24 protein-coding genes are annotated in these 24,917 nt (G+C 54.9%); 12 read left to right on the top strand and 12 right to left on the bottom strand.

Annotated features, from left to right (window positions below):
• Positions 1 to 49: 49 nt before the first annotated feature.
• The 4 genes from gcvH to I9W95_RS08520 all read right to left on the bottom strand — a co-directional run bounded on the left by gcvH (position 50) and on the right by I9W95_RS08520 (position 3,574).
• Positions 50 to 433, bottom strand: coding sequence for a glycine cleavage system protein GcvH (gene gcvH, locus I9W95_RS08535; RefSeq protein ID WP_225673846.1), 384 nt, complete (start codon positions 431 to 433; stop codon positions 50 to 52).
• Positions 434 to 476: 43 nt separating this feature from the next.
• Positions 477 to 1,556, bottom strand: a complete 1,080-nt coding sequence (gene gcvT, locus I9W95_RS08530; protein WP_225673844.1) for a glycine cleavage system aminomethyltransferase GcvT — start codon at positions 1,554 to 1,556, stop codon at positions 477 to 479.
• A 213-nt stretch (positions 1,557 to 1,769) separates the two neighbouring features.
• Positions 1,770 to 2,417: a TetR/AcrR family transcriptional regulator gene (locus tag I9W95_RS08525; protein WP_225673842.1), complete on the bottom strand. Its 648-nt coding sequence runs from the start codon at positions 2,415 to 2,417 to the stop codon at positions 1,770 to 1,772.
• A 152-nt stretch (positions 2,418 to 2,569) separates the two neighbouring features.
• Positions 2,570 to 3,574, bottom strand: a complete 1,005-nt coding sequence (locus tag I9W95_RS08520; RefSeq protein WP_225673840.1) for a helix-turn-helix transcriptional regulator — start codon at positions 3,572 to 3,574, stop codon at positions 2,570 to 2,572.
• A gap of 207 nt (positions 3,575 to 3,781) precedes the next feature.
• Between I9W95_RS08520 and I9W95_RS08515 the strand changes: the two genes are divergently transcribed.
• Both I9W95_RS08515 and I9W95_RS08510 read left to right on the top strand, forming a co-directional pair.
• Entirely contained in the window at positions 3,782 to 4,849 is a 1,068-nt protein-coding gene (locus I9W95_RS08515) for an efflux RND transporter periplasmic adaptor subunit (protein WP_225673838.1), read from the top strand.
• A complete protein-coding gene (locus I9W95_RS08510) occupies positions 4,849 to 7,884 on the top strand; it encodes an efflux RND transporter permease subunit (protein WP_225673836.1) in 3,036 nt (1,011 codons plus the stop codon). Before I9W95_RS08515 ends, I9W95_RS08510 begins: the two co-directional genes overlap by 1 nt.
• Positions 7,885 to 7,890: 6 nt before the next feature.
• Here the strand turns inward: I9W95_RS08510 and I9W95_RS08505 are convergent, their stop codons facing one another.
• On the bottom strand, positions 7,891 to 8,598 hold the full coding sequence (locus I9W95_RS08505) for a TonB family protein (protein ID WP_225673834.1): 708 nt from the start codon (positions 8,596 to 8,598) through the stop codon (positions 7,891 to 7,893).
• A gap of 136 nt (positions 8,599 to 8,734) precedes the next feature.
• On the opposite strand from I9W95_RS08505, the gene I9W95_RS08500 reads away from it, so the two are divergent.
• Together I9W95_RS08500 and I9W95_RS08495 are read left to right on the top strand one after the other, a co-directional pair.
• Positions 8,735 to 9,337, top strand: coding sequence for a peroxiredoxin (locus tag I9W95_RS08500; protein WP_225673832.1), 603 nt, complete (start codon positions 8,735 to 8,737; stop codon positions 9,335 to 9,337).
• 110 nt (positions 9,338 to 9,447) lie between these two features.
• Complete coding sequence (locus I9W95_RS08495) at positions 9,448 to 10,317, top strand: hypothetical protein (protein WP_225673831.1); 870 nt, start codon at positions 9,448 to 9,450, stop codon at positions 10,315 to 10,317.
• On the opposite strand, the gene I9W95_RS08490 is transcribed toward I9W95_RS08495, so the two are convergent.
• The 5 genes from I9W95_RS08490 to bioF form a co-directional block, all read right to left on the bottom strand.
• Positions 10,305 to 11,333: a cyclic nucleotide-binding domain-containing protein gene (locus tag I9W95_RS08490; protein ID WP_225673829.1), complete on the bottom strand. Its 1,029-nt coding sequence runs from the start codon at positions 11,331 to 11,333 to the stop codon at positions 10,305 to 10,307. The two genes, I9W95_RS08495 and I9W95_RS08490, sit on opposite strands and share 13 nt — an antisense overlap.
• Positions 11,334 to 11,409: 76 nt before the next feature.
• Positions 11,410 to 12,114 carry a dethiobiotin synthase gene (gene bioD, locus I9W95_RS08485; RefSeq protein WP_225673827.1) on the bottom strand — a complete coding sequence of 235 codons (705 nt, stop codon included), beginning with the start codon at positions 12,112 to 12,114 and terminating at the stop codon, positions 11,410 to 11,412.
• Positions 12,115 to 12,122: 8 nt separating this feature from the next.
• Positions 12,123 to 12,956 carry a methyltransferase domain-containing protein gene (locus tag I9W95_RS08480; protein ID WP_225673825.1) on the bottom strand — a complete coding sequence of 278 codons (834 nt, stop codon included), beginning with the start codon at positions 12,954 to 12,956 and terminating at the stop codon, positions 12,123 to 12,125.
• Positions 12,953 to 13,663, bottom strand: coding sequence for an alpha/beta hydrolase family protein (locus I9W95_RS08475; RefSeq protein ID WP_225673823.1), 711 nt, complete (start codon positions 13,661 to 13,663; stop codon positions 12,953 to 12,955). Before I9W95_RS08475 ends, I9W95_RS08480 begins: the two co-directional genes overlap by 4 nt.
• On the bottom strand, positions 13,660 to 14,835 hold the full coding sequence (bioF, locus tag I9W95_RS08470) for an 8-amino-7-oxononanoate synthase (RefSeq protein ID WP_225673821.1): 1,176 nt from the start codon (positions 14,833 to 14,835) through the stop codon (positions 13,660 to 13,662). Before bioF ends, I9W95_RS08475 begins: the two co-directional genes overlap by 4 nt.
• Positions 14,836 to 14,953: 118 nt before the next feature.
• Between bioF and bioA the strand changes: the two genes are divergently transcribed.
• Positions 14,954 to 16,270: an adenosylmethionine--8-amino-7-oxononanoate transaminase gene (bioA, locus tag I9W95_RS08465; RefSeq protein WP_225673819.1), complete on the top strand. Its 1,317-nt coding sequence runs from the start codon at positions 14,954 to 14,956 to the stop codon at positions 16,268 to 16,270.
• A gap of 73 nt (positions 16,271 to 16,343) precedes the next feature.
• Positions 16,344 to 16,838, top strand: a complete 495-nt coding sequence (locus I9W95_RS08460; RefSeq protein WP_225673817.1) for a hypothetical protein — start codon at positions 16,344 to 16,346, stop codon at positions 16,836 to 16,838.
• Here I9W95_RS08460 and I9W95_RS08455 read toward each other — a convergent pair.
• Positions 16,835 to 17,443, bottom strand: coding sequence for a DUF502 domain-containing protein (locus tag I9W95_RS08455; RefSeq protein WP_225673815.1), 609 nt, complete (start codon positions 17,441 to 17,443; stop codon positions 16,835 to 16,837). The genes I9W95_RS08460 and I9W95_RS08455 overlap by 4 nt on opposite strands.
• Positions 17,444 to 17,445: 2 nt before the next feature.
• Positions 17,446 to 18,258: an ion transporter gene (locus I9W95_RS08450; RefSeq protein ID WP_225673814.1), complete on the bottom strand. Its 813-nt coding sequence runs from the start codon at positions 18,256 to 18,258 to the stop codon at positions 17,446 to 17,448.
• 451 nt (positions 18,259 to 18,709) lie between these two features.
• Between I9W95_RS08450 and mraZ the strand changes: the two genes are divergently transcribed.
• Genes mraZ through I9W95_RS08420 form a run of 6 tightly spaced genes read left to right on the top strand, consistent with a single transcriptional unit; the run spans position 18,710 to position 24,916 of the window.
• Positions 18,710 to 19,165: a division/cell wall cluster transcriptional repressor MraZ gene (gene mraZ / locus I9W95_RS08445; RefSeq protein WP_225673812.1), complete on the top strand. Its 456-nt coding sequence runs from the start codon at positions 18,710 to 18,712 to the stop codon at positions 19,163 to 19,165.
• A complete protein-coding gene (rsmH, locus tag I9W95_RS08440; RefSeq protein ID WP_225673810.1) occupies positions 19,162 to 20,097 on the top strand; it encodes a 16S rRNA (cytosine(1402)-N(4))-methyltransferase RsmH in 936 nt (311 codons plus the stop codon). The genes mraZ and rsmH overlap by 4 nt, the downstream gene beginning before the upstream one ends.
• Positions 20,097 to 20,357: a cell division protein FtsL gene (ftsL, locus tag I9W95_RS08435; RefSeq protein WP_225673909.1), complete on the top strand. Its 261-nt coding sequence runs from the start codon at positions 20,097 to 20,099 to the stop codon at positions 20,355 to 20,357. The genes rsmH and ftsL overlap by 1 nt, the downstream gene beginning before the upstream one ends.
• Positions 20,354 to 22,084, top strand: coding sequence for a peptidoglycan D,D-transpeptidase FtsI family protein (locus I9W95_RS08430; RefSeq protein WP_225673808.1), 1,731 nt, complete (start codon positions 20,354 to 20,356; stop codon positions 22,082 to 22,084). The genes ftsL and I9W95_RS08430 overlap by 4 nt, the downstream gene beginning before the upstream one ends.
• Positions 22,081 to 23,559, top strand: a complete 1,479-nt coding sequence (locus I9W95_RS08425) for a UDP-N-acetylmuramoyl-L-alanyl-D-glutamate--2,6-diaminopimelate ligase (protein WP_225673807.1) — start codon at positions 22,081 to 22,083, stop codon at positions 23,557 to 23,559. Before I9W95_RS08430 ends, I9W95_RS08425 begins: the two co-directional genes overlap by 4 nt.
• Positions 23,552 to 24,916: a UDP-N-acetylmuramoyl-tripeptide--D-alanyl-D-alanine ligase gene (locus I9W95_RS08420; protein ID WP_225673805.1), complete on the top strand. Its 1,365-nt coding sequence runs from the start codon at positions 23,552 to 23,554 to the stop codon at positions 24,914 to 24,916. The genes I9W95_RS08425 and I9W95_RS08420 overlap by 8 nt, the downstream gene beginning before the upstream one ends.
• Position 24,917: the final 1 nt, after the last annotated feature.

The raw sequence follows: 24,917 nt of genomic DNA, 5'->3' as shown, positions 1-24,917 counted from the left end.
CGCCAATGCAGGAGTGCGGGATAACAACAGGCCGCAGGTGGTGTCGGGCTTATTCGCAGGCTGCTGCGTAAGCGTCGGCATCCATCAGGTTTTCCAGGTCAGCAGCGTCAGCTACTTCCATTTTGAAGAACCATGCGTCGCCGTATGGGTCTTCGTTCACTTTTTCCGGTGCATCAACCAGTTCTTCGTTAACGGCGATGATTTTACCGGACAGTGGTGCGTAGATATCAGAAGCTGCTTTTACAGATTCAACAACGGCAATGTCCTGCTCGGCTTCAACGTCGCTGCCAACTTCCGGCAGTTCAACGAATACCACGTCACCCAGTGCAGCCTGGGCGAAATCAGTAATACCGATGGTCACGGTGCCATCTGCTTCAACACGGATCCACTCGTGGGAGGCGACGTATTTCAGTTCAGCTGGAATGTTGCTCATGTTGTTCTCCAATTCAGAAATTCAGAGTTTGAAAAATTCGGTTTTAAAACTGTTTTTGGCCATTACGTACGAACGGCAGTTTAACAACGCGCACAGGCACCAGTTTACCGCGTACATCAACCATACACTCGTCGCCGGTTGCGGCCGGAACGCGTGCAATTGCAATAGAGTATTCGAGCGATGGTGAAAAAGTACCGGAGGTGACTTCACCTTCACCAATACCTTCTACCACAACTTTCTGGTGTGAGCGCATCACACCACGGCTTTCCATCACCAGACCAACCTGCTTCATGGCAACGCCAGCGGCTTTTTCTGCTTCCAGGGCGCTGCGGCCGATAAAGTCACGATCTGCTGGTTCCCAGGCAATGGTCCAGCCCATGCCGGCCTGCAGTGGCGAGGTGTTCTCGTCCATATCGTTACCGTACAGGTTCATGCCGGCTTCCAGGCGCAGGGTATCACGGGCGCCCAGGCCACATGGGGCGACGCCAGCGTCCAGCAGCTGCTGCCAGAATTCTGCCACTTCGGTTTCCGGCACCATGATTTCCAGACCGTCTTCGCCGGTGTAACCGGTGCGCGCGTAGAACCAGTTGCTCTTAGGCAGACCCTGAAAAATTTTCAGGCTGTCGATCAGCTCAGCGGCTTCGCTCTTAACCTGTTTAACCAGTTCAATGGCTTTCGGGCCCTGAACAGCAACCATGGCCAGTTCCGGGCGTTCGGTCAGGCTGACATCAAAGGATTTCTTCTGAGCGGACATCCACTCCAGATCTTTTTCACGGGTGGCGCAGTTCACAACGGTACGGTACCAGCCGTCCATTTTGTAAACGATGAGGTCGTCGATCACGCCGCCGTTGGTGTTCAGCATGCCGGTGTACAGGGCTTTACCGGTTTCTTTCAGCTTGGCAACGTCGTTGGCCAGCAGTTTCTGCAGGTAAGCGGTGGCATCCGGGCCTGCTACATCCACAATGGTCATGTGCGATACGTCGAACATACCGGCGTTCTGACGAACGGCCTGGTGTTCCTGAATCTGCGAGCCGTAGTTAACCGGCATATCCCAGCCACCGAAGTCGACAATCTTACCGTTGGCTTCCTGGTGTTTAGCATACAGTGCAGTTTGCTTTGCCATGTTTTTTCCCGATGTGGTGAACAGTGCGGGCGCTGTTTTGTTGTACAGCACAGCGACCCCGAAAAAGGGCGGCAGTATAGCGCTTTAGCGGCCGTTAGGCATCCTTAGAATTTACAAAACAGAACCATGGTGCCATTTTGGCATGAAAGGACGCATGATCTGCTCTGCTCAGGCGAAAGTCAGAGCTGGTGCGGGTTTGTCCTGACCAAGTGGTCAGATTTTTATGGCGTCCGGGGTGGCGGAAATGGCTCTGACGGTGGCGCGGATCTGGCTGCCGAGCATGGTGTCGAAATCGGCGGGTAGTTCGCGGCGGGCGAACAGGCCGTCGATCCATAACGACGAGAATCCGTGGATGCCGGACCAGCATACATTGGCCAGCAACATGGCATCGGCCTGAATGAATTCGCCAGCCTGGATGCCATCGTCAATGAGGGTGAGCATCACAGCAAAACAGCGTTGTCCGGTTTCCACCAGATGCGGGTAATTCTCCGGGTGCTCGATGCTGTTGCCGAACACCAGTTTGTATTTTTCCGGATTGGCGGCGGCGTAGCGCAGGAAGGCATCGCCGGCACTGAGCATACGCTGGTGACAATTGTCGGCCGGATTGATGGCGCTTTCGGTTACCCGGGTGATTTCGTTAAAGGTCTGCTGTGCCAGTTCGACCAGCAAATCGTTTTTGTCTGCGAAATGACGGTAAGGCGCGGTCTGTGATACCCCTACACTGCGGGCCAGTGCACGCAGGCTGAGGTTTTCCGGACCACTCTCGCGGATGGCGCTGACCGCAGCATCAAGCAAGGCCTGGCGCAGGTTGCCGTGATGGTAGGTGTTCAGGGATGGGGCGTCTGCTACGCGATCGTTCATGCTGGTTCCGGCGCTCATTGATGGCGGCTCCTCGGTCGGCCTGCTGGCTGGTCAGCAGGTGTGTCCATGCTCTGGCGTGGTGTATGAGGGCCCTGGCCGGATTATTCAACCGGGATTGGCTGACAGCGTCAACCAGTCCCGGTGTGCAACGCTTACAGGCTGGCGGGAGCCGCGAGGCGTGCCGGGCCCGTGCTGTGGCGAATGGCCGGTACGCCATGACGTACCTGGCTTGGTGAATAACCACACCACTTTTTAAACGCTTTGGAGAAGTTAGCCACACTGGAGTAGCCCAGCAGAACCGCAACATCGGTTACCTTGTGCTGATGCTGCTGCAGCCAGTAGCTGGCCTGAATCAGGCGCAGTTCACCCAGCAGTTTCTGGTAGTGAGTGCCGCATTCCTGCAGACGACGTTTGCAGGTACGTTCACTCAGCCCAAGTTTGTGAGCCAGTTCTTCCAGCGGCGGCGCATCGTTGAGGCTGGCGCGGAACATATTGGCAGCTTTGTGGGTAATCAGCTGGCTTTGCGGCGTGCCGGTGGCATCGATTTCCGGCATGCGACGGCCATCATTCTGTGCGTCCAGCCAGGTGCGCGGGAATGTCAGGCTGGTGACTTCACCCTGTTCAAAGTGGTTCGGGAACCAGGCATCGAGTGATTCAACCGCCTGCTCACTGCTGAGCACGGCCTGAATATCCTGATGACGTCCGGCAATTACCGGTAACCAGCGCTGATGTAACCAGGCAATGGCAATGTTGGTGGCAATGTTGCGCAGACTGCCGGGGATACCACTTACCGGGTCCCAGTGCAGTTGCAGTGTGCTGTGACGGTCGTCAGAGGCACGTAATACGGTATCGAAAGGCATCAGCGCTGCAGGTTTTTCGACTCCTTCGTTGCACCATGCTGCCAGTCTGAACTCGGTGTCCTGCTCTGCCAGAGCGAGACTCAGGCCAAAATCCAGAGAAAGCTCTGGTTGACCAAGGGTTTGTTCCGCCCAGCGAACCAGTTCCAGAACGGAGGAAACCGGGATGCGAGCGCGACTGTTGAACAGGGCATCGGCGGGCAAATCAAAACGCGGCAACTGCCTTGTTTTGAGTCCCCGGGTCGAGAGCAACCGCATAAGGTTATGCAGCACATCGGCCGAGCAGTGTAAGGCGTTCATTTTTATTTTCGTTATTGTCAGGTGAGAATGCTGCGCAATTTAACTCAGTAGGCCAGAGAAACAATGGTCTATCTGGCAAAATTTACTGCTTTAGTGGCATTAAATGACCTCTCTGGCCTGTTTGTCGAAAGTTGACGCATATCACATAGCCCGGATAGGATGTGTTCACTGCTTACATTGCCTGAAAAATAACAAAGAGACACCGTCATGCGTACACAGCGATTAATCCGGTTTTTAATCCCCGGTTTGTTATCCGGCCTGATGATTTTTACTGATGCCAATGCCGCGGCACCGTTACCGGTAGAAACGGTGACCACACAGTGGCAGGAGTATGCCCGCCCGGTGAATATCAGCGGCGTGCTGGAAAATAAATCGGAACAGAATCTCGCTTTTAAAATTGGCGGACTGGTCAGAAAAATCGCCGTTGATGAAGGTCAGTGGGTGAAATCGGGGCAATTGCTGGCGGCTCTGGACCTTGAAGAAATTGATGCGCAGGTGGCCAAGGCGGAATCGGTTCTGGCCAACGCTCAGCGCAATCTTGAACGCTTTCAATCGCTGCAGGGATTGGATGCATTATCGGTAGAGCAGCTGCAACGGGCAGAAACCCAGGTTGAAGTGGCGAGCTCGGACCTGCGCGTTGCACGTTTTAACCAGCGTCATGCGGTAATTCGTGCACCGGCTGATGGTCGGGTACTTAAGCGCTTTGTTGAGGCCAATGAAATGGTCGCCAACGGTAAGCCTGCGTTTCTGTTCGCCGCACGTAAAAGCGGCTGGGTTTTACGCGCCGGCGTTACCGACCGCGATATTGTTCGTTTAAGTTTAAATGATTCGGCGGCGGTCTCTTTCGATGCCTGGCCAGACTATACCTTTGCTGCCGAAGTGTCGGAGCTGGCGGGGCGTGCTGATCGCTCGCAAACCTTTGAGGTGGAGCTGCGTCTGGCGGAAGAAGGTAATCGCCAGTTGCTGGCCGGATTTGTCGGTCATGCAGTGATTACGCCGGTTACCGGGCAACAGGCGATGTTAATTCCGGCGGCGGCTATGGTGCGTTCAGCCAATGGTTACGCTGACGTTTACGTGGTCGACGACAACGCTGTTGCGCATATGCGTCAGGTAAAAATTCTCACGCTGGATAAAGGCCAGCTGGTGATTACTGACGGCCTGGAAGAAGGCGAGCGGGTGGTTACCGAAGGTGCTGCTTATCTTGCCGAAGGCCGTGCGGTGGCTTTGCCAGCCGCCGTAGCCAGTGATGAAAGCGCTGCAGTGCGGGGTGAATAATGAAACTGCCCGAACTTGCGGTACGTAACCACCAGTTTACCTGGGTGGTCTGTTCGTTGTTGCTGATGCTTGGTGTGGTGTCGTTTTTCACCATGCCACGCTCAGAAGATCCTCAGTTCGATTTTTCTGCTGCGGTTATTAAAGTTGTTAATCCCGGAACCACGCCGCTGGATATGGAAAAGCTGGTGGTTGATCCACTGGAAAGTGCGATTAATGAACTGGATGATCTGCGCGAAATTAAAACCGAAGTAGAAGATGGTCTGGCGGTTATTCGTGTTGAATTTCTCTACGGTACCGACCCTGAAGATAAATACGATGACGTGGTTGCTGCCGTTACCCGCGTACGTGATCGCCTGCCAGATAATATTGTCACCCTGGATATTGATAAAATTTCACCAGCCGATGTCAGCATTCTGCAATTGGCACTGGTGTCGTCTGCTCGTGACTATCAGGAATTAAAAAAGCACGCTGAAACACTGGAACAAAAGCTTGAACGGGTGGCCGGTGTTAAACGTGTGGATATCGCTGCGCTGCCAACACTGGAAGTTCAGATTCAGGTTGATCAGCGTAAAGTAAACGGTCTGGGTATCAGTCTGGACGAAATTTACGCGGCGGTGCGCAGTGCCGCAGAGAACCTGCCGGGTGGTCATGCTAATGCCGGCGAACGGCGTTTCACGGTACGAACCAGTGGCGACTATGAATCCCTTGATGCGGTCGGTGCAACCGTAGTGCGAGCTGTCGATTCACGACTGATTTATCTCAGCGATATCGCCCGCATTTCACTGACGGAAAGCCTGCCCAGTTATCGTGCGCATCTTAACGGCGAGAAAGCAGTGTTTCTGTCGGTAGTGCAGCGTAAGGGCAGTCAGATTTTCCGTGTGCGTGAAGGTATTGAACAGGTACTGAGCGATTATCGAGACGCGCGCTTACCGGACGATGTGCAGATGCAAACCGTAATGGATCAGTCGGTCAGTGTCGAACGACAGATTGATGGTTTCTTCGATAACCTTAATCAGGGTCTGGTGCTGGTTGCGGTGTTGTCGCTGGTAGTTCTGGGTTTTCGTCCGGCACTGGTGGTGGTGGCAGCGATTCCGTTGTCGATTTTTATCGCCATTGGCTGGCTCGACATGACCGGCTTTGGCCTGCAGCAGATGTCGATTGTTGGGCTGGTGATTGCGCTTGGCCTGCTGGTGGATAACGCCATTGTGGTAGTGGAAAACGTGGCTCGCCATCTGCGTGACGGAGATTGTCCGCAGCAGGCAGCAATTACCGGCAGCTCACAGGTCGCCTGGGCGGTCGCGTCCGGTACCATCACAACCGTGTTGTCATTTTTACCGATGCTGCTGATGCAGAACGGCTCGGGTACCTTTATGCGGGCGATGCCGGTCACTGTGGTACTGACGTTATTTGCTTCTCTTCTGGTGGCGCTGACTCTGACTCCGCTGCTGGCCAGTAAGCTGGGAAATTCGGCAAAGCAGACAACCCGTAGTCAGAAAAAACTGGAAGCCATTGCCAGTGGTTTTTATCTCGACTGGCTGAATAAAGCACTGAATAAACCGCGCCGCGTACTGGGTATTTCGCTGACGCTGTTGCTGGCATCTATGATGCTGTTTCCGGTGATTGGTGTCAGTCTGTTTCCGAAAGCAGAAAAACCCATGCTGCTGGTGAATGTCGATATGCCGGAAGGCACCACCTTTGATAAAACCAATGCAATGGCTGCACGGGTGGAAGCTCTGGTGCGTGAAGAACCACTGGTGATTGATATTGCCCGCAATGTCGGTCGCGGTAATCCTCGTATTTATTACAACATTATGCCTTCGCGCCAGACGGTAAATTTTGCCCAGTTGTTTGTCACCTTAAGTGCCAGTGAACTGGATCAGGTAGAGCCGCTGGTGGCGCGTTTACGTGAACATCTGGCCGGTTTTGCTGGTGCACAGATTACCGTAAAAGAATTTATGCAGGGCCCGCCGGTAGAAGCGCCGGTAGAGATTCGCGTGATCGGTGAAGATCTTAATGATATTCAGCGGGTATCCCGCGATGTTGAAAACATCATGGCGCAGGTGCCCGGTGTGGTGGGGGTGGAAAACCCGGTAGGTAAATATAAGGTCGATCTGCACGTACAGATTAACCGCGACAAGGCCGCTATGCTTGGCGTGCCGTTAACCACCATCGACCGTACCATTCGTACCGCACTGGTTGGTTTGCCGATGGGTGTATATCGTGACAATGAAGGCGAAGAGTACGATCTGGTGCTGCGTTTGTCGGAATATCCACGTCCTGAATTAGCGACCTTTGATGATATTCAGGTGATGTCTGCTCAGGGTGATCTGGTGCCGTTGCTGCAGCTGGCTTCTGTTGAAATGGAAACCAGCATTGCCCGCTTCCAGCATTTTGATACCGAGCGCATGGCGCGTATTACCTCGGATGTTCTGCCGGGTTTCACCACCGAAGCGGTAACGAATGCGGTGGTGGAAGAGCTGCAGATGTACCAGTGGCCGGATGGTGTGCACTTTAAAGTCGGTGGTGAGCAGGCAAACCGTAAGAAAGCTTTTGGCGGCATGGCGAAAGCATTAATTCTGGCGGTATTCGGTATTTTTGCTGTGCTGGTTCTGCAGTTCCGCTCGTTTATTCAGCCATTAATTGTATTTGCCGCTATTCCGTTTGCATTAATCGGTGCGCTGCTGGCGTTGTTTATTACCGGTTATACCTTCAGTTTTACCGCCTTTATTGGTCTGACATCGCTGATCGGTATTGTCGTCAATAACTCGATTATTCTGGTGGATTATGCCAACCAGATGCGTCGTGAAGGAATGGAGCAGTTGCAGGCGATTGCCGCAGCAGCACAGACGCGCTTCGTACCGATTGTACTGACCACCCTGACCACCATTGGCGGCTTATTGCCGCTGACGCTGTCGGGTTCCAGTATGTGGTCGCCTATGGGTTGGGCAATTATTGGTGGTTTGCTGGTATCGACCTTGCTGACACTGATTGTGGTGCCGGTGCTGTACCGCTTTCTTGGCCGCATGCCGGATTAATAAGGTTCAGCGACCAATGGCAATGGTTGGCCTGAAGGTAAATGGCTGACTCAGTTCGGTCGGTACGGGCGGGTAGGGGTTGGCACCGATTGCGGCCTTAACCGCCCAGTCATCCACGAGCGGGTTGCCGCTGCTGCGCAGCACCTGCACATCGGTGGCGATCTGGCCGTAGCGAATGGTCATGCTCAGGCGCACACTGCCGGAATATTCTTGCGGAGCGGCAAGATGGTTACGCAGATGCGCCAGAATCTGTTGCTGGTAACTGCGCTCGGTCGGGTCGCTGGATAGTTCGTCGACCTGATCGGATAAACCTTTTTCGAGGTTCATGGCCTGTTGCTGTACAGCCTGATTTTGCATCGGCGCTGGTTGTGGTGCCGCTGGGCTATCAATTTCGTTTTCTTCCCTGACGGTTTTTTCTGGCGCAGGCTGCTGGCTGCTCAGTGCTGGCGGTTTTTTGTGCGGTGCTTTTTTTTCTGCGGCGTTGGCTGGCTCCGTACTGGCTGCAGCCGGCTGTGCGGTGCTGGCAGGTTGCTCCGGAGCGGCTGTCAGTGGTCGTGCTTTCAGTGTGCTGAGTGTTAATTCGGCATTTAACACTCGCTCAGTGGTGGCCGGTGGAGACTGATCCGGCAGGAACAAAATCAGATGCACTGCCGCAGACAAACCAATGGCGGTTGCCAGCGGTCGTTTACGGATAATGGAAGTCAGTGCGTTCAATTTATTTTCCCGATTTTGTTTTCACAACAGCCAGGCGGCTGAAACAGTGCTGCCTTAATCTCTGCGTAACTGTATGATAGCCGCCAGTCTGTAAAGATTAACGAAAACCATAGATTTCTCACAGGGAGTAATACCGATGAGCGTACTGGTAGGCAAAAAAGCACCTGATTTCACAGTTCCGGCTGTACTGGGTAACGGAACCATTGTGGATTCTTACAACTTCGGTGAAGAAACCAAAGGCAAGTATGCTCTGGTTTTCTTCTACCCACTGGACTTCACCTTCGTGTGTCCATCTGAGCTGATCGCTCTGGATCACCGTATGGCCAAATTCCAGGAACTGGGTGTGGAAGTGATCTCTGTATCCATCGACTCACACTTTACTCACAACGCATGGCGTAATACCCCGGTAGAAAAAGGCGGTATCGGTGCGGTTAAGTACACCATGGCAGCCGACGTTGATCATGGTATCTGTAAAGCTTACGACGTAGAAACCGCCGGTGGCGTAGCTCTGCGTGGCGCCTTCCTGATCGACCGTGAAGGTATGGTTCGTGCCGCTAACATCAACGACCTGCCACTGGGCCGTAATATCGACGAACTGATCCGTCTGGTTGAAGCGCTGCAGTTCCACGAAGAGCACGGTGAAGTGTGCCCGGCTGGCTGGAACAAAGGCGATAAAGGTATGAATGCTTCACCGGAAGGTGTTGCTCAGTACCTGGCAGAAGAAAGCGGCAAGCTCTGATCGCTGAGAACACGATAAAGTGTTCTGTCTTTTGAAGCCAAAGCCCGCACTTCGCGGGCTTTTTTGCATAATGAATTATGCTGAATAGCAAGTCATAAGAGATGTAGTTTATGCGGCTGTTCCTGCTGTTTCTGATGCTACTGAGTGAGACTTCAGTGGCTCAGTCGGACGAACGTCCGGTCGTGCGCTGGGCATTGGCGCCCTATGCGCCATTCCATATTGAAGATGGGCCGGAGGCTGGTCAGGGCGTGGTTGATCTGGCCCTTAAAGGCATGATGGAAGCCCTGCCTGAATACCTCCATGTGCCGTTGGTGATGAATGCATCACGGGCCTGGCAGGATATTCGTGACGGCGAACCTGTGTGTCATCCGGCGGCGTTGAAAACCCCTGAGCGTGAACGTCATGCGGTCTTTTCTGATGCCGGTGCGATTGTACCTTCGATGGTCGTGATTCTGCGTGCTGAGGACGCTGCTCGGGTGGCGCCCGGTAAATCCACGGTGTCGTTAATGCATCTGCTGAAAGATGAGAAACTGCGCCCCGGAATTCTGAGTGAGCGGGCTTATGGCGACGTTCAGGAAGTGCTGGAAGAACCTCACGGCACGACGCGACCGGTGTGGGTTTCCAACAACTATGGACCTTTCAGTCTGATCCGTATGCTGTACTCGGGACGCATTGATCTGATGGTGGAGTACCCGTGGATTCTGCATTTTGTGAAGGAGCATGTGCCGGAAGCCGGTGTGCCGCTGGTAGCGCTGGGTATTGAAGAGTCTCCGCCGTTTTACACCAGCCATGTTGCCTGTGCGAATACCCCGCCGGGACGTGAAATTGTTGCGCGCCTGAATGGCTGGATTGCGACCCGGATTCCGTTAGAAGAAAACCTGCGAATTCTGGGAGACTGGCTCGACCCGATTACGCTGGAGCGATATCGGGCTGCCTATGAGGAGATGCTGTCGCCGCTGAAAGCCGCTCAGGCAGACTGAGCGGGTTTCAGAACCTTGGCCTGATAGCCGGCTTCGGTCAGGATGTAAGCCGCGGCTTCGGCACGACCTTCACCACACACCACATAAATAAAGGTTTTTGACAGCTGCCCCAGGCGGCTGCGCAGTTGCGCCAGAGGAATGCTCTGCGCCCGCGGGATCGGACTGACAGAGGCCTCCTGAGCAGTGCGCACATCCAGCAGCACGGTGCCGGTGTCGCCTTCTTCAATCAGGCTTTCCAGATCACTGCTGTTAACGTATTCCAGTACCGGTCCTTTCAGCAGAGTATCGAAATCGTCTTTGGTAAGAGTCATCAGCACTCCATCACTGCTCATGGTGACGGTGGCATTACGAGGCAGATTGCTGATCAGGGCATCTTCGCCAAACAGGGCGCCGTTGGTCAGCGCTGCCAGAGTTTCATTCTGGTTGTGCGCGCGACGGGTGACGATGGCTTTGCCGGTTTTAATTACGTAGCACTCGTTGCCTTCTTCACCTTCGTGCACGATCTCTTCGCCCAGCGTGACAACCCGCTCATTGAAGCGCGACAGCAGTTTCTGAATGTTGGCCGGTGGAACGCGGTTAAACAGTTCAGATGTCAGCAGGGTTTCCAGCCAGTCGGACTCGCTTTCATCCAGTTCGTACGACTGACGCAATTCAGACCAGGTGGTAATCAGTTCCAGATACTGGCGGCGAATTGCAAACAGTTTGCAGGGCGACTGAGTAACGGCAGCGTGACGGTGAATTGAGTGGCTGGCATCCAGCGCAAGGAAGTTTTCGTCATCGTCGCCATGCACTTTACTGATACGGAACTGCTCGTCGGCGAGGTCGATTTCACCTTCCAGCAGAAAATGGCATTCGTCATCTTCCGAGCCACGCTTGAACAGCATTTTCATAGCGGGGGCGGAATAGGGGCGGAAATGCGGCATCAGCTCAGCAATGGTCTCCAGCGACAGCTCGTCAAAGGGGATAAAACGCTGAACCTGTTCCGGGGTCAGCTCTGAGCCAGTTTTTTCTTCCATAAATCAGCCTGATACCTTCGGTAAAAAACGGTTTGAACTCACTATAACAAAGGCTGAGGCTGTAAGTCAGTCTGTGCTATGCCTCTGGTAAGGACAGTTTAGCCGCGATTTCGCTCAGGTGTTCCGGACAGGCCGGATTCAGGCCGTTAATGGCAGGAATGGCGCCCAGACAAGGGACTCCTGCCTGACCGAAATGCTGCTGCAGAAACGCATAATTTTCTTCGTACGCCTGCATGGTGGCCGCTGGACTGTTGGCTACCCAGCCAGCAAGACGCAGGCCGCTGTTGCGAATCGCTTGTTCGCTCAGCAGTGCATGGTTAATGCAACCGAGCTTCATGCCAACCACCAGAATGACGTCATAGCCCAGTTCGCTGGCGAAGTCAGCCAGGGTTTCCCTGTTGTTCAGTGGCACCAGCCAGCCGCCGGCTCCTTCGACCAGCAACAGGTCATGGGGCTGAGCGAGAGCTGGCTGGCAGCGGGCCATTAAATCGCTTACCGACAGCCGTTTGTTTTCATAAGCGGCGGCGATATGAGGTGCCAGCGCTGCGGCCAGCACGACCGGGTTGTGCTCTTCGTAGACAGTGGGCGGCGTGCTGTATTGCTGGTGCAGTAGCGCATCGCTGTTGCGCCACTGGCCCTGCTGCTGTTCACACCCCGCGGCAACCGGTTTCAGGCCGAAGGCGCTCAGGCCTTGCTGGCTGGCTTTCAGCAGTAAGGCGGCGGTGACCAGGGTTTTGCCAGCATCGGTGTCGGTGCCGGTAACAAAAAAGCGTTGTGACATCGCAGACCTCAGTAGCGGCGGAATATCAGCCACTGCACTTCGTAGCTGAGTGGATAACAGGTTGCCCCCTGTTCATTGACCGTGACCGGATAGGCGCTGGCCAGATTCTGCAGTGCCTGACGTCCACCCAGGCCAGGGTGGCGCCCGGCATTGACGTTGGTGGCGCCAATCGCTTTCAGGCCACGCAATAAATCGTTGATAGAAGCGTACTGGTCGGTAATGCGGTCGCGTTCCGCCAGTTGCAGCTGCAGGCCGCTTAAGCTGGCGGACTTCAGTAAATCTGCCAGCGGCGTAAAACGATTAACGTGCGGGCGCTGGTCTATACGTTGCCAGGCTTGTTGTAGCTCGCGCTGAGTTCCTGGCAGCAGCGTGGCCAGCGCCAGTGTGCCGCCGGGGCGCAGTACCCGAGCCCATTCACGCAGTGTCTGCAGCGGGTATTCGCTCCACTGCAGCATCAGACTGGAGAAGATGCCGTGCACGCAGTGGTCGGCCAGTGGCAGATGATCGGCATCGGCCTGAATCAGTCGGGCATCCGGGCAGTGCTGACGCGCGGCGTGCAGCATGCCGGCGGAAATATCCAACCCTGAAATCTGCTGCGCACCAGCCTCCTGCAGCGCCTTCAGACTGGCTGCCGGGCCGCAGCCGATATCCAGCCAGTGGCCATCAATGCCATCCTGACGACACAGCTGCAGCAGATGCTCGCGCGTCTGTTGTTGTACCGTGGCTGCGCTCAGGTAGGTTTGCGCGGCGCGACTGAACTGGCGCGCAACCTGTTGTTTATCGCGTGTCAGCGCCGGTGTCAGTACGTCGCTTGCACCAATGGCCTGCAGTTGCGCGTTCATGGGTACACCTGCGCGGCCAGTGCGCGCAGCTCCTGAATCAGTGGCGCCTGTCCGCTGTTTTCAACGAAAAAGGCATGGCTGTTGGCCGGACTGTAACGTGCCGGTTGCAGACCTCTGGCGTTCAGCGCATCGGCCGGGCCGTACCAGTGTTGCTGGACCGGCAGGCGCGATAACGACTGCAGGTGATACTCCTGCAGCCAGCGAAGGCTGTGTTCCAGGGTTGTGGAGGAAGGCAACTGACTGGCTTGCAGCGTGCGGATCAGGGTTCGCGCATCGTCGGCGCCCTGAGCGCACAGGGCGAGGAAGCGACGCAGGGTTTTATCCGCAGCCTGCTGGTAGCCCTGAATAAACTGCTGCAGCAGGTCGGCATCCAGACCGTAATCGGCGTCGGCATCCGCTGAGCAAAAGGCCGGACTGGTGGCGAGGGTGACCAGCGCTCTGGCCGAACACTGCGGCGCCGCCAGATGCGCCAGTGCGCCGCCCAGTGACCAGCCCACCCAGATAGCATTGGGCGGTGCTTCAGCGCTCAGTTGTTGCAGCGTAGTACTGAGGTCGGTGGGTGTTTGCCGGTAATCCAGCCCCAGATGATTGCCGGGTAAGGCTTGCGCCAGCGACAGGAAAATATCAGCACTGAAACTCCAGCCGGGTAGCCACAGCCAGTCCGGCCCCGGACTGCTGCTCTGATTCAGGGCAGTGAAGAGACTCATACGGCTTCCTTTGCTGGCCAGTGTCGGGCCAGAGTATCTACCAGCCGGCGGATATCGCCTTCGCTGTGGGCGGCGCTTAGGGTAATGCGTAAGCGCGCACTGCCTTTGGCGACCGTTGGTGGACGGATTGCACCTACCCACAGTCCGGCTTCGGCCAGAGCCTGTGAGCAGGTTAGTGTGGCCTGGTTGTCACCGATGATCAGTGGCTGAATCGGGGTGACTGAATCAGTCAGTGGTAGTTGCGCAGTACTCGCCAGCTGGCGGAAATACTGAATGTTGTTGGTCAGCTGCCGCTGTAATTGCCCGTTACTCAGCAGCTGCAGGTTGTCGAGCATGGCTTCAGCCACCGCCGCTGGCAGTGCTGTGGTGTATATGTAGGGACGGGCGAACTGCACCAGATAGTCGATCAGCTCGGCGCTGCCGGCGACAAAGGCACCGAAACCACCAAGGGCTTTGCCCAGTGTACCGATATACACCGGCAACTGGTGTGATGTCAGACCGGCGGCTGCACGGATGCCCTGACCACTGTTGTTGTGCGGCTCACCGATTACGCCAAAGCCATGGGCATCATCAACCATCAGTAACGCTTGGTACTCAGTTGCAAGAGCGCTCAGTTGCGTTATGTCGGCTGTATCGCCATCCATGCTGAATACACCGTCGCTGACAATCAGCCGGTGCCCGTGGGCCGGATTCTGCAGCAGGCTGGCCAGGTGTTCTGTGTTGTTGTGCTGGTAGCGTGTCATACGCGCCCGACTGAGGATGCCACCATCCAGCAGGGAGGCGTGGTTGAGCTTATCCTGAAATATTTCATCACCGCGGTTCACCAGTGCGGCGATGGTACCGATGTTGGCCATATAGCCGGTGGAAAACAGCAGGGCCTTCTCATAGCCGGTATGCTGTGCCAGCGCTTCTTCCAGCTGCTGATGTGCCACGCTGTGGCCGCAGACCAGATGCGAGGCGCCGCTGCCCAGACCCCAGTTGGCGGCGGCTGACTGCAGCGCCTGATGGCGTCCCGCCAGACCGAGATAATCGTTGGCGCAGAAATTCAGCATCGGCTGGCCGTCACGCTGAACATGAACGCCCTGAGGGCCGTCAATACAGGCGTGGCCGCGCCACAGATGTTGCTGTTTGCGTTGCTGCAGTGCGGTGGAGATGCGTTGGTTCCAGTTCATAGGCGTCATGGACAATCGTCGATGGGCTGATCATAATTCGCGCTGTTAACCATTTCTAAAATTTTTGGTTTACAGGTTTACTGCCAGATTCTCTTTAACCCCTGATGGTGCTGCTGTGATGTCTGATTCTCCGTTGTTTCCGCCGTTGACTGGCCAGATCTCGGCCGCCGACCTTCGCTTTGATCGTGAGCATCTGTGGCACCCATACAGTTCCATGACTGAACCGGCGCAGGTGTGGCCGGTTGCCAGTGCCAGTGGAACCACTCTCACGCTGACCGATGGTCGTCGTCTGATTGATGGCATGTCGTCCTGGTGGTGTGCCGTGCATGGCTATAACCATCCGCGCCTGAATGCTGCACTGGCGCAGCAATGTGCGGCCATGAGCCACGTCATGTTTGGCGGGCTGACCCATGAACCGGCGATTGCTTTGGCACAGCGGCTGGTGGCCCTGACGGCGATGGATAAGGTTTTTCTGGCCGACTCTGGCTCGGTAGCGGTGGAAGTGGCAATTAAGATGGCGCTGCAGTATCAGCAGGCGCGGGGCAAGCCCGGAAAGCAGCGCATACTGGCTCTGGAGCGTGGCTATCACGGCGATACGCTGGGGGCGATGTCGGTCTGTGATCCGACCCGCGGCATGCATCAGTTGTTTGCTGGTGTTCTGCCGCAGCAGCTGTTTGTGCCGGCGCCGCAGGTGCGTTTTGGTGAGCAATGGGATGCCAGTGATATCGAGCCTTTGCAGCAGATGCTGGCCGCTAATCATGACGAGATTGCCGCCTTGATTGTTGAACCCGTGGTACAGGGGGCCGGTGGTATGCGCTTTTATCATCCACAGTATCTGCGTGAGGCCAGAGCCTTATGTGATCAGTACGATGTGTTGTTAATTGCCGATGAAATTGCTACCGGCTTCGGCCGTACCGGCAAGCTGTTTGCCTGTGAATGGGCCGGCATTGGTGCCGATATTCTCTGTCTGGGGAAGGCGCTGACCGGCGGCTATATGACGCTGGCGGCGACGCTGACAACCAGCGCGGTGGCGGAAACCATCAGTCGCGGCGCAGCAGGCTGTTTTATGCATGGCCCCACCTTTATGGCCAACCCTCTGGCATGCCGGGTTGCCTGCGAAAGTATCGACCTGCTGCTGGAGAGTGATTGGGCAGCCCAGGTCAGTCGTTTACAGCGGGGCCTGAGTCAGGGGCTGGCGGTGGCGCGTACGCTGGACGGCGTGGCGGATGTGCGGGTGCTGGGGGCGATTGGCGTGGTGGAAATGGAGCGGCCAGTGAATATGAAACTGCTGCAGCCAGCCTGTGTGGATCGCGGTATCTGGGTGCGCCCGTTTGGGACCCTGCTGTATGTCATGCCGCCGTTTGTGATGACGGATGACGATCTGGCCGACCTGACGGCTGCCATGGTTGATGCACTGGCCTGCGGCGCCTTCTGAGTAGCACTCACTGCTGAATCGGGAACTCTGACCGCCGTATGCCATCGGACTATCAGGTATACAGGAGGTCACTATGTCTTTGTTTATTGCTGGTCGGGCGCCGGCCAACAGCTGGATGGGTCATTATCGTACCGGTCTGGCGATGTTGTTTTCAGGGTTGTTTCACGGTCTGGCGGTGTTGATGGTGGGTTTATCGCTGACCACCTTTCTGGGGGGACTGGCGGAGCCCGGCAGTGAGCTGATCTCGCTGGTGGTGAAGGCCATCAATACGCTGGTGATTGCGCTGGCTATGTATGAGCTGGGGCTGGGCGTCGGCAAGGAATACGCCTCGGAAGAAGCTGGTGGCGATATCTTTCAGAACATGCGCCGTACCATCACCCGCTTTGTCGGCACCGTGTGTATTGCGCTGGTGCTGGAAGCGCTGATTATGATTATTAAATACAGCCAGCTGGATCTGGCCGGTAACCTCTATTACCCGGTGGCCATTCTGCTCGGCTGTGCGTTTCTGTTACTGGCGCTGGGGGGCTTTCTGGCCCTGACCCGCACCAGTGAAAGTCATTCGGCTTAGTGTTCGCGGTTACGTGGTCGTGCCTGGGTCTGGGATACACCGGCGGTCAGAGCGAAGCGCATGGCATCTTCAAATGACCAGTCGACCAGTGTCAGACGGCTGCGTTCAACGAACAGGGTGTAGCCACCAACCATGTAACTCATCGGCAGATAGACCGCGACCAGTTCAGGGTTGCTGGTCGCCTGCTGCACCTGAGTCGGGATGCGGCTGGCGGTAATAAAGCCCAGCACCTGACCTTGCCCTGGCATATCCACAAGAACGACTTGCTGACCCTGATTTTTTTCCTGATCGAACATGGCGGCAAAGTCTTTGACTGCACCGTACAGGGTTTTCACCAGCGGAAAGCGCAGCAGAGCATCTTCCACATACTGGTACAGCCAGCTGACCGGATTGAACTGAAACAGCAGGCCTACCAGCAGCAGAGCCAGCAGCATCAGACTCAGCCCCATGCCGGGAAACAGGCTGTCGATGCTGAGGTGGCTCAGTAAGTTCAGGCCAAGTCCGTTCAGCCACAGCAGAGCAGACCACAGCAACCACACAGTAACCAGTAATGGCAGAACCACCATGGAGCCTTTCACCAGCGGTTGCAGCAGATAGCGTTTCATAGTCAGTTCCGGTTGTTCTGCTGCGCCTGCAGCATCTGTTTCAGTTCGCGGATTTCCGCGGCCAGCTGATCAAGGGAGACTTTGCCGTCGGCAGCTTCCTGTTCGGCCCGCTCTTTGGCGTGCTCATCTTCCAGCACATTCACCACAATACCAATCACCATATTCAGAAATGCGAAGGTGGTCAGAAAAATAAACGTCAGGTAGTAGATCCACGACAGCGGGTGGTGCGCCATGGTCTCGTACATCACGTCGGTCCAGTCTTCAAAGGTCATGACCCGGAACAGAGTGAGCATGGATATCGAGATATCGCCCCACAGGGTCGGGTTGATGTTCTCGAACAGTGTGGTGCCGATCGCCGCATAGATGTAGTAGATGATAAACATCAGCAGCAGAACGTACCCCAGTTGTGGCAGGGCGCGCAGCAGAGAGTTGAGCAAAGTGCGCAGTTCGGGAATGACTGAGACCATCCGCAGCACACGGAAGATACGGATCAGACGACCAATGACCGCTGTTTCGCTGTTCTCAATCGGCATCAGACTGACCACCACCACAATGGTGTCGAACAGGTTCCAGCCGTTATGGAAGAAGCGCTTCTTATCGGCGGTGGCGACAAAGCGGATCAGGATTTCGACCAGGAAGATCACGGTGATGCTGACGTCCAGTACATTCAGCAGCATCATCCATGGTTCGGGAATGCTGTAAGTCTTGGCGCCAATCAGCAGCGCGGAAACGATAATAATACTGACAACGAAGAGTTCGAAGGTGCGGTTGTCGCGCACGGACTGCGACAGAGTCTGAAGCTTCTGGATATCCATCTGGGCCGGTCTGGTGTGAATTTTCGCGCAGTCTGTCACAGCTGCTGCAGGCTGTCATGATGGCCTGACGAATCTGTACAAAGCCTGATGCTGCGGGCTCTGGTAGACTCTCGCTGCTGTTTGGTTGTTGTAGTAAGTTAGTGGTTACTTATTATAGCTAAAAAATATATGAGACTTTGTGAGTGGGTACTAACTTCACAAGTTACTTTAACTTTGGTGCGCATATTCCAGTCGCTGTACGACATTTATACTCCACTTTTTCCCACCTTGCCGATCCTGTCTGCTAAGTCCTTGTGAAATAAAGCAAAAATCCTCAATGCCCGCTGTTATGTGCGCTTGCAAAAGGCCAGTGTGGTTTCTATAGTGTCTTAAAGTGGAAAATAGTGGGTAAATGTGGGTTTTTGGGGTGTTGGTGAACACTCACATTTCTCACCAGTGACAGGAAGGACACATGTTCCGGGGGCTGCAATCGATCAATCTGGATGCCAAGGGGCGTCTGGCGATCCCGACGAAATATCGGGAACCGCTGGCGGAGCTCTGTGGTGCCCGTTTGGTTGCAACTATTGATACCGAAGAACGCTGCCTCCTGATCTACCCAGTCAATGAGTGGGAAGAGATCCAGAAGAAAATCGAAGCCCTGCCAAGTTTTAATCCTGCGGCCCGCCGTATTCAGCGCCTGCTGATTGGTCATGCGACCGATCTGGAGCTGGATGGTAGTGGTCGTGTGCTGCTGCCACAGCCGTTGCGTGAGTACGCCGGTCTGGAAAAGGAAGTGGTGTTGATGGGGCAGGGTAAGAAGCTCGAACTCTGGAGTAAGACGATGTGGGAAAGTCGTCGAGATGAATATCTGGAAGTGGTCAGTCAGCCAGATCAGTTGCCGGATGAACTACAGAGTCTGTCGTTATGAATATGAATGAATTTGCGCACACCACAGTATTGCTGGAAGAGACGGTTGCAGGCTGTCTGACCAATCCGGCGGGTGTGTATGTTGACGGAACCTTTGGTCGTGGTGGCCATAGCCGTCTGTTGCTCAGCCGTCTGGCACCGGAAGGTCGTTTGATTGGTTTCGATAAAGACCCGCTGGCGATTCAGAGCGGTAAAGAGCTGGCAGCTGAAGATGGTCGTTTTCAGATTGTGCAGTCCAGTTTTGCCGATATGAAAGCCGAGCTGAGCGCGCTGGGTATCGACAAGGTTGACGGCATTCTGCTCGATCTTGGTGTGTCATCGCCGCAGCTGGATGACGCCGAGCGTGGCTTCAGCTTTATGAAGGATGGCCCGCTGGATATGCGTATGAATCCGGACGAGGGTATCAGTGCTTCTGAGTGGTGTATGACAACACCTGAGGCAGAGATTGCCCGGGTGCTGAAGGAATATGGGGAAGAGCGTTTCTCTAAGCGTATGGCGCGAGCCATCGTCAGAGTGCGCGCCGAAGAAGAGATCACCCGCACCCGTCAGCTGGCGGAGCTTATTAAAGAAGCGAATCCAGCCTGGGAAAAACACAAGCATCCTGCAACCCGTGCCTTTCAGGCGATTCGTATTGCAGTGAATAACGAGCTGGGTGATCTGGAAAATGTGCTGGCTGACAGCGTTGATCTGTTACTGCCGGGTGGGCACCTGGCAGTGATCAGCTTCCATTCTCTGGAAGACCGTATGGTGAAACGCTTTATCCGTGCACAGGAAAAGGGACGTGATCTGCCACCGGGCGTACCGGTGACGGACGACATGCTGGGACGCACCATGAAGAAAATTGGCAAAGCCATTATGCCTGGTGACGAAGAAGTGAGACGCAATGCTCGCGCGCGCAGCGCCGTATTGCGCATTGCAGAACGGCTGGCGTGATGGCGCAGGGGGTTGTCTCTCTGCTGCTGTGGGTGGCAGTGGTCGCCTCCGCATTGGCGCAGGTTGGTGTGGTGCAGTGGCATCGTGACCTGTTGCAGGTGTGGCATCTGGAAGATGCCCGCCGTGCCGGTTTGCAACAGGACTACACCCGGCTGTTGCTGGAAAAAGGTGCACTGACTGCGCATGGGCGCATCGATCAGCTGGCCAGAAAAGAATTAAAAATGACAGAACCCGAACAGGTACAGGTGCTTCCGGAATGAATGCCAGTCCTAATCAGCAGACAACAGAAGAAGTAGCAGGCATTGCCCGCTGGCGTTTTGCGCTGGTGATGGCGGTGTTCGGCTGCCTGCTGGCTGCGGTTCTGGTGCGTCTGGTTATGCTGCATACCATTGATCAGCCATTTCTGTTTGAGCAGGGTGAAAAACGCACCGTGCGTCAGGAAGTTCAGCCGGCCATGCGCGGCATGATTACCGACCGTTTTGGTAAACCATTGGCAGTGAGTGCGCCGGTGGTGAATCTGTGGATTAATCCGCAGCAGGTTAATATTCAGCAATTACCGCTGGCCGCCAAAGATCTAGGCTTGCCAGCGGCGCAGCTGGTGAAAAAAATGGAAAGAGCGGCCAGTGAAGGTCGCTCTTTTGTATATCTGAAGCGCCAGGCTGAACCGGAACTGGCGCGTCGTGTTCTGGATCATCGTATTGCCGGTATCTATGGCGAAGATGATTTTCGTCGTTTTTATCCGGCGGCTGAAGTTACGGCACACACTGTCGGTATCGTGAATATCGATGGAAAAGGCCAGGAAGGTCTTGAGCTGGCATTTGATGAATACCTGCAGGGCCAGGAAGGTTCGCGTCAGGTTGTTAAGGACCTGTACGGTAATGTTATTAAGCAGCTGCAGGTAAATGCTGTTGCTACGCCGGGTCAGACCCTGGCGCTGACGCTTGACCTGCGTCTGCAGTATCTGGCGTATCGCGAACTGAAAGCTGCCGTGGCTCAGCACCATGCACAATCCGGTAGTGCTGTGTTGCTGGATGCACGTACTGGTGATGTGCTGGCGCTGGTAGGGCAGCCGTCCTACAACCCGAACAATCGCGCTGGTCTGCGTGCGGAACATATGCGCAATCGCGCGGTGGCTGATGTCATTGAACCGGGCTCTACGATGAAGCCGTTTACTGTCGCAGCGGCACTGCAGTCCGGACGTTTTTCCCCATCGACTGAAATTAATACCTCGCCTGGTTATGTGCGGGTAAAAAATAAAACCATTCGTGATCATCGCGACTATGGCGTGCTGGATATTACCGGCGTAATTACCAAATCCAGCAACGTTGGTGTTACTTATTTATCGCGTGAGCTGGGCGCGGATAACATGTGGGATTTCCTCAGTAAGGCCGGAATTGGCCAGGCCAGTGTGCTGGGTTTCCCCGGCGAGGCCGTCGGCAGTCTGCCCTATCCTGAACAACTCGATGCTCTGCGCCTGGCGACCGTATCTTATGGATACGGTCTTTCTGTATCTCCACTGCAGTTAGCGCATGCTTATACCGCCTTCACCCAGAAAGGCTGCATTCGCCCGGTTCGTCTTATTAAAGCCAACAGCAGTGACGAAAACTGTCAGCGCGTTATGTCGGAAAAAGTGGCGCGTCAGGTGCTGAATATGCTGGAAACCGTTACCGGCAAAGGTGGTACCGGTACTCGTGCAAGGGTAGATGGTTATCGCGTGGGCGGCAAAACCGGTACGGCGCATAAAGTTGGCCGTCAGGGTTATGAAGATTCTGAATACACCGCCGTGTTTGCTGGTGTTGCACCCATTTCTGATCCGGAATTAGTGCTGGTAGTGGTGGTTGATGCACCACAGGGTAAAGAATATTACGGTGGTGAAGTAGCGGCGCCGGTATTTTCCCGCATTATGGAACAGGCGTTGCGTCTGCGTCAGGTTGCACCGGACGATGGCAAAGTGCCAACGCTGCAAATGGCAGGAGGTCCGGCATGAAATTAAGCCAGATCGTTATGCCAGAAATGTTTATGCCACCTGAGTGGGATAAGGATTTTAATCACCTGGTTGTCGACAGCCGTGATGTGCAGCCGGGTGATGTTTTTATTGCCCGTCAGGGTTCTGCTGCTCATGGCAATGATCACATTGCTGATGCGGTAAAACGTGGTGCGGTCGCGGTTCTGGCAGAAGGTGATGCCATGAACTTCCGCTGTGAATGGAATGAAAAAGGCACCACGATTCCGGTATTTACTGCACCGGAAGTATCGGATTGTCTGACCGTCTGGCTGCATCGTCGTTATGATATTACCGACATGAAACTGATTGCCGTTACCGGCACGAATGGCAAGAGTTCCGTCACTCAGTATATTGCGCAGCTGGCTACCGCAGTCGGTCAGCGTTGTGGCGTGATTGGTACGCTGGGTAATGGTTGTTGGCCGGAATTGCAATCGACCAGAAATACTACGCCGGATTTATCGGTTGTTTTACGTCAGCTGCATGAAATGCGTGAGCAGGGTGTGAACCTTGCAGCACTGGAAGTGTCTTCTCATGGCTTGTCGCAACAGCGTGTCGCAGGAATGGCATTTGATGTTGCTATTCTGACCAACCTGACTCAGGACCATCTTGATTATCACGGCACGATGGAAGATTACTTCGCTGCCAAACGTGCACTCTTTACTGATTTCGGTATCTCAGCGGCATTCATCTGTGATGGTGATGAGTATGGTCAGCGCCTGCTTAACGATAAAGCGATTACGGCAGACATTTATAGCTATGGCAAACGTGCGGATAGCCGTATTCGCTACGACATTCGTAGTTATTCTCGTCAGGGAATCATTGCTGACCTGGCTACACCATGGGGTGTGGCAACACTGGCATTGCCATTAATCGGTGAATTTAATCTGGCGAATGTAACGGCGGCGGTATCCGCGCTGACAGTGCTGGGTTTTGATTTTTCTGCGCTGACCGAAGCTGCTGCGCAGTTGTCTCCGGTAAATGGCCGCATGGAATTATACGTTCAGGCCGGACAGCCGATGGCGGTGATTGATTTCGCTCATACGCCGGACGCTCTGCGTAATGTACTGCAGGCTTTGCAACCATGGCAGCAACAGCTGGTGTGCGTTTTTGGTTGCGGTGGTGATCGTGATCGCAGTAAGCGGCCGTTAATGGCACAAACAGCTCAGCAACTGGCAGATATGGTTTGGCTGACGGATGACAATCCGCGTACGGAAGACCCGCAGCAGATTTTTTCTGATGCACTGGCAGGAGCGCCCGACATTAACACTGAGCACGATCGTGAAGCCGCTATTCGCAGTGCGATCAGTGCTGCTGAAAGCGATGCCATTGTTCTGATTGCAGGCAAGGGGCACGAGAATTATCAGGACGTTATGGGTATTAAAACGGAATACAGCGATGCTTCTGTATTGAGCAAACTGGGCTATCGCAAAGCGTCAGCGGGAGGTGCACATGCTTAAGCAGTGGAGCATCGCTGAGGTTTGTGCGTTGGTGAATGGCCAGTGTCACGCGCCAGACCCTGAATTACGTATAGCCGCTATTGCCACCGATTCGCGCAAAGTCGGCGCCGGTGATCTGTACGTTGCACTGAGTGGCGAGCGCTTTAATGGCCACGACTTTATTGCCGCTGCTGCTGAGCAGGGTGCTGTTGCAGCACTGGTTGATCAGGATGTTGCGGTCGACGGTATTGCTCTGATTCGTGTCGCTGATTGCCTGACAGCACTGGGTGAACTGGCTGGTGCTAATCGCGCTGTCTTTACCGGACCGGTTATTTCTGTCACCGGCAGTGCTGGTAAAACCAGTGTTAAACAGCTGATGAGCAGTGTGCTGTCGGTGAAATACAACACCTGGATGACACAGGGCAATCTGAATAATCACATTGGTGCGCCACTGTCATTGCTGGCCATTAATAAACAGCATGAAGCAGCAGTGATTGAACTTGGCGCCAGTGGTCTGGGTGAAATTGGGTATACCGCTAAATGGGTAAAACCTCAGGTTGGCATTATTACCAACGCGGCTGAGGCCCACATCGAAGGCTTTGGCAGTCTCGAAGGTATTGTGCAGACCAAGGGCGAGTTACTGGATTTTATTCAGCCCGGCGGTACTGCGGTGCTGAATGCCGATGATGTCTTTTACTCGCAGTGGGCACAGCGTGCACAGGCTCTGAAACAAATCAGCTTTGGTCTGAGTGAAAGTGCGGATGTACGCGCTACTGATATCAGCGCTGACCTGACTGGTTGTCGCTTTATGCTGCATCTTGCTGGTGAATCTGTGCAGGTAACCTTGCCGTTGCTGGGCTTGCACAACGTACGTAATGCATTAGCCGTTGCCGCAGCCGCCAGTGCCATTGGTATGACGCCCACTGAAATAGCTCAGGGGCTGGCAGCCGCTGAAGCGGTTGGCGGTCGTCTGCAATGGGTTAAGGGGCAGGCCGGGCAGCGCATTCTTAATGATGCTTACAACGCTAATCCGGCATCGATGAAAGCTGCCGTGGATGTGCTGAAAAATGCGACCAGCAGCTGGCTGGTTATCGGAGATATGGCAGAGCTGGGTTCTGATGAACTGGCGCTGCATGCGGATGTTGGTCGTTATGCGCGTGAGCAGGAAATTAAACACCTCATCGCCACGGGACCACGTTGTCAGCAGGCTACGGAAGCTTTTGGTGCAGGGGCGCACTGGTTCGCTACCAAAGAGGAAGTGGTGCGTTTTTTACAACAAAAGACCTCAGATCAGGATGTCATTCTGGTGAAAGGGTCACGTAGTGCAGGCATGGATCAGGTAGTACATGCCTTGCGCGGAAATACAGAGGAATACTGAA

It is taken from the genome of Thalassolituus marinus (assembly GCF_020320395.1).
GTDB lineage: Bacteria > Pseudomonadota > Gammaproteobacteria > Pseudomonadales > Oceanobacteraceae > Venatoribacter > Venatoribacter marinus.
Note: the sequence above shows the minus strand (reverse complement) of the source record. Positions and strands in the feature narration are given on the sequence as shown.

Excerpts from the sequence above, each read along its gene's own strand:
- gcvH (WP_225673846.1), bottom strand. The coding sequence starts at position 433 with ATGAGCAACATTCCAGCTGAACTGAAATACGTCGCCTCCCACGAGTGG.
- gcvT (WP_225673844.1), bottom strand. The coding sequence starts at position 1,556 with ATGGCAAAGCAAACTGCACTGTATGCTAAACACCAGGAAGCCAACGGT.
- I9W95_RS08525 (WP_225673842.1), bottom strand. The coding sequence starts at position 2,417 with ATGAACGATCGCGTAGCAGACGCCCCATCCCTGAACACCTACCATCAC.
- I9W95_RS08520 (WP_225673840.1), bottom strand. The coding sequence starts at position 3,574 with ATGAACGCCTTACACTGCTCGGCCGATGTGCTGCATAACCTTATGCGG.
- I9W95_RS08515 (WP_225673838.1), top strand. The coding sequence starts at position 3,782 with ATGCGTACACAGCGATTAATCCGGTTTTTAATCCCCGGTTTGTTATCC.
- I9W95_RS08510 (WP_225673836.1), top strand. The coding sequence starts at position 4,849 with ATGAAACTGCCCGAACTTGCGGTACGTAACCACCAGTTTACCTGGGTG.
- I9W95_RS08500 (WP_225673832.1), top strand. The coding sequence starts at position 8,735 with ATGAGCGTACTGGTAGGCAAAAAAGCACCTGATTTCACAGTTCCGGCT.
- I9W95_RS08495 (WP_225673831.1), top strand. The coding sequence starts at position 9,448 with ATGCGGCTGTTCCTGCTGTTTCTGATGCTACTGAGTGAGACTTCAGTG.
- I9W95_RS08490 (WP_225673829.1), bottom strand. The coding sequence starts at position 11,333 with ATGGAAGAAAAAACTGGCTCAGAGCTGACCCCGGAACAGGTTCAGCGT.
- bioD (WP_225673827.1), bottom strand. The coding sequence starts at position 12,114 with ATGTCACAACGCTTTTTTGTTACCGGCACCGACACCGATGCTGGCAAA.
- I9W95_RS08480 (WP_225673825.1), bottom strand. The coding sequence starts at position 12,956 with ATGAACGCGCAACTGCAGGCCATTGGTGCAAGCGACGTACTGACACCG.
- I9W95_RS08475 (WP_225673823.1), bottom strand. The coding sequence starts at position 13,663 with ATGAGTCTCTTCACTGCCCTGAATCAGAGCAGCAGTCCGGGGCCGGAC.
- bioF (WP_225673821.1), bottom strand. The coding sequence starts at position 14,835 with ATGAACTGGAACCAACGCATCTCCACCGCACTGCAGCAACGCAAACAG.
- bioA (WP_225673819.1), top strand. The coding sequence starts at position 14,954 with ATGTCTGATTCTCCGTTGTTTCCGCCGTTGACTGGCCAGATCTCGGCC.
- I9W95_RS08460 (WP_225673817.1), top strand. The coding sequence starts at position 16,344 with ATGTCTTTGTTTATTGCTGGTCGGGCGCCGGCCAACAGCTGGATGGGT.
- I9W95_RS08455 (WP_225673815.1), bottom strand. The coding sequence starts at position 17,443 with ATGAAACGCTATCTGCTGCAACCGCTGGTGAAAGGCTCCATGGTGGTT.
- I9W95_RS08450 (WP_225673814.1), bottom strand. The coding sequence starts at position 18,258 with ATGGATATCCAGAAGCTTCAGACTCTGTCGCAGTCCGTGCGCGACAAC.
- mraZ (WP_225673812.1), top strand. The coding sequence starts at position 18,710 with ATGTTCCGGGGGCTGCAATCGATCAATCTGGATGCCAAGGGGCGTCTG.
- rsmH (WP_225673810.1), top strand. The coding sequence starts at position 19,162 with ATGAATATGAATGAATTTGCGCACACCACAGTATTGCTGGAAGAGACG.
- ftsL (WP_225673909.1), top strand. The coding sequence starts at position 20,097 with ATGGCGCAGGGGGTTGTCTCTCTGCTGCTGTGGGTGGCAGTGGTCGCC.
- I9W95_RS08430 (WP_225673808.1), top strand. The coding sequence starts at position 20,354 with ATGAATGCCAGTCCTAATCAGCAGACAACAGAAGAAGTAGCAGGCATT.
- I9W95_RS08425 (WP_225673807.1), top strand. The coding sequence starts at position 22,081 with ATGAAATTAAGCCAGATCGTTATGCCAGAAATGTTTATGCCACCTGAG.
- I9W95_RS08420 (WP_225673805.1), top strand. The coding sequence starts at position 23,552 with ATGCTTAAGCAGTGGAGCATCGCTGAGGTTTGTGCGTTGGTGAATGGC.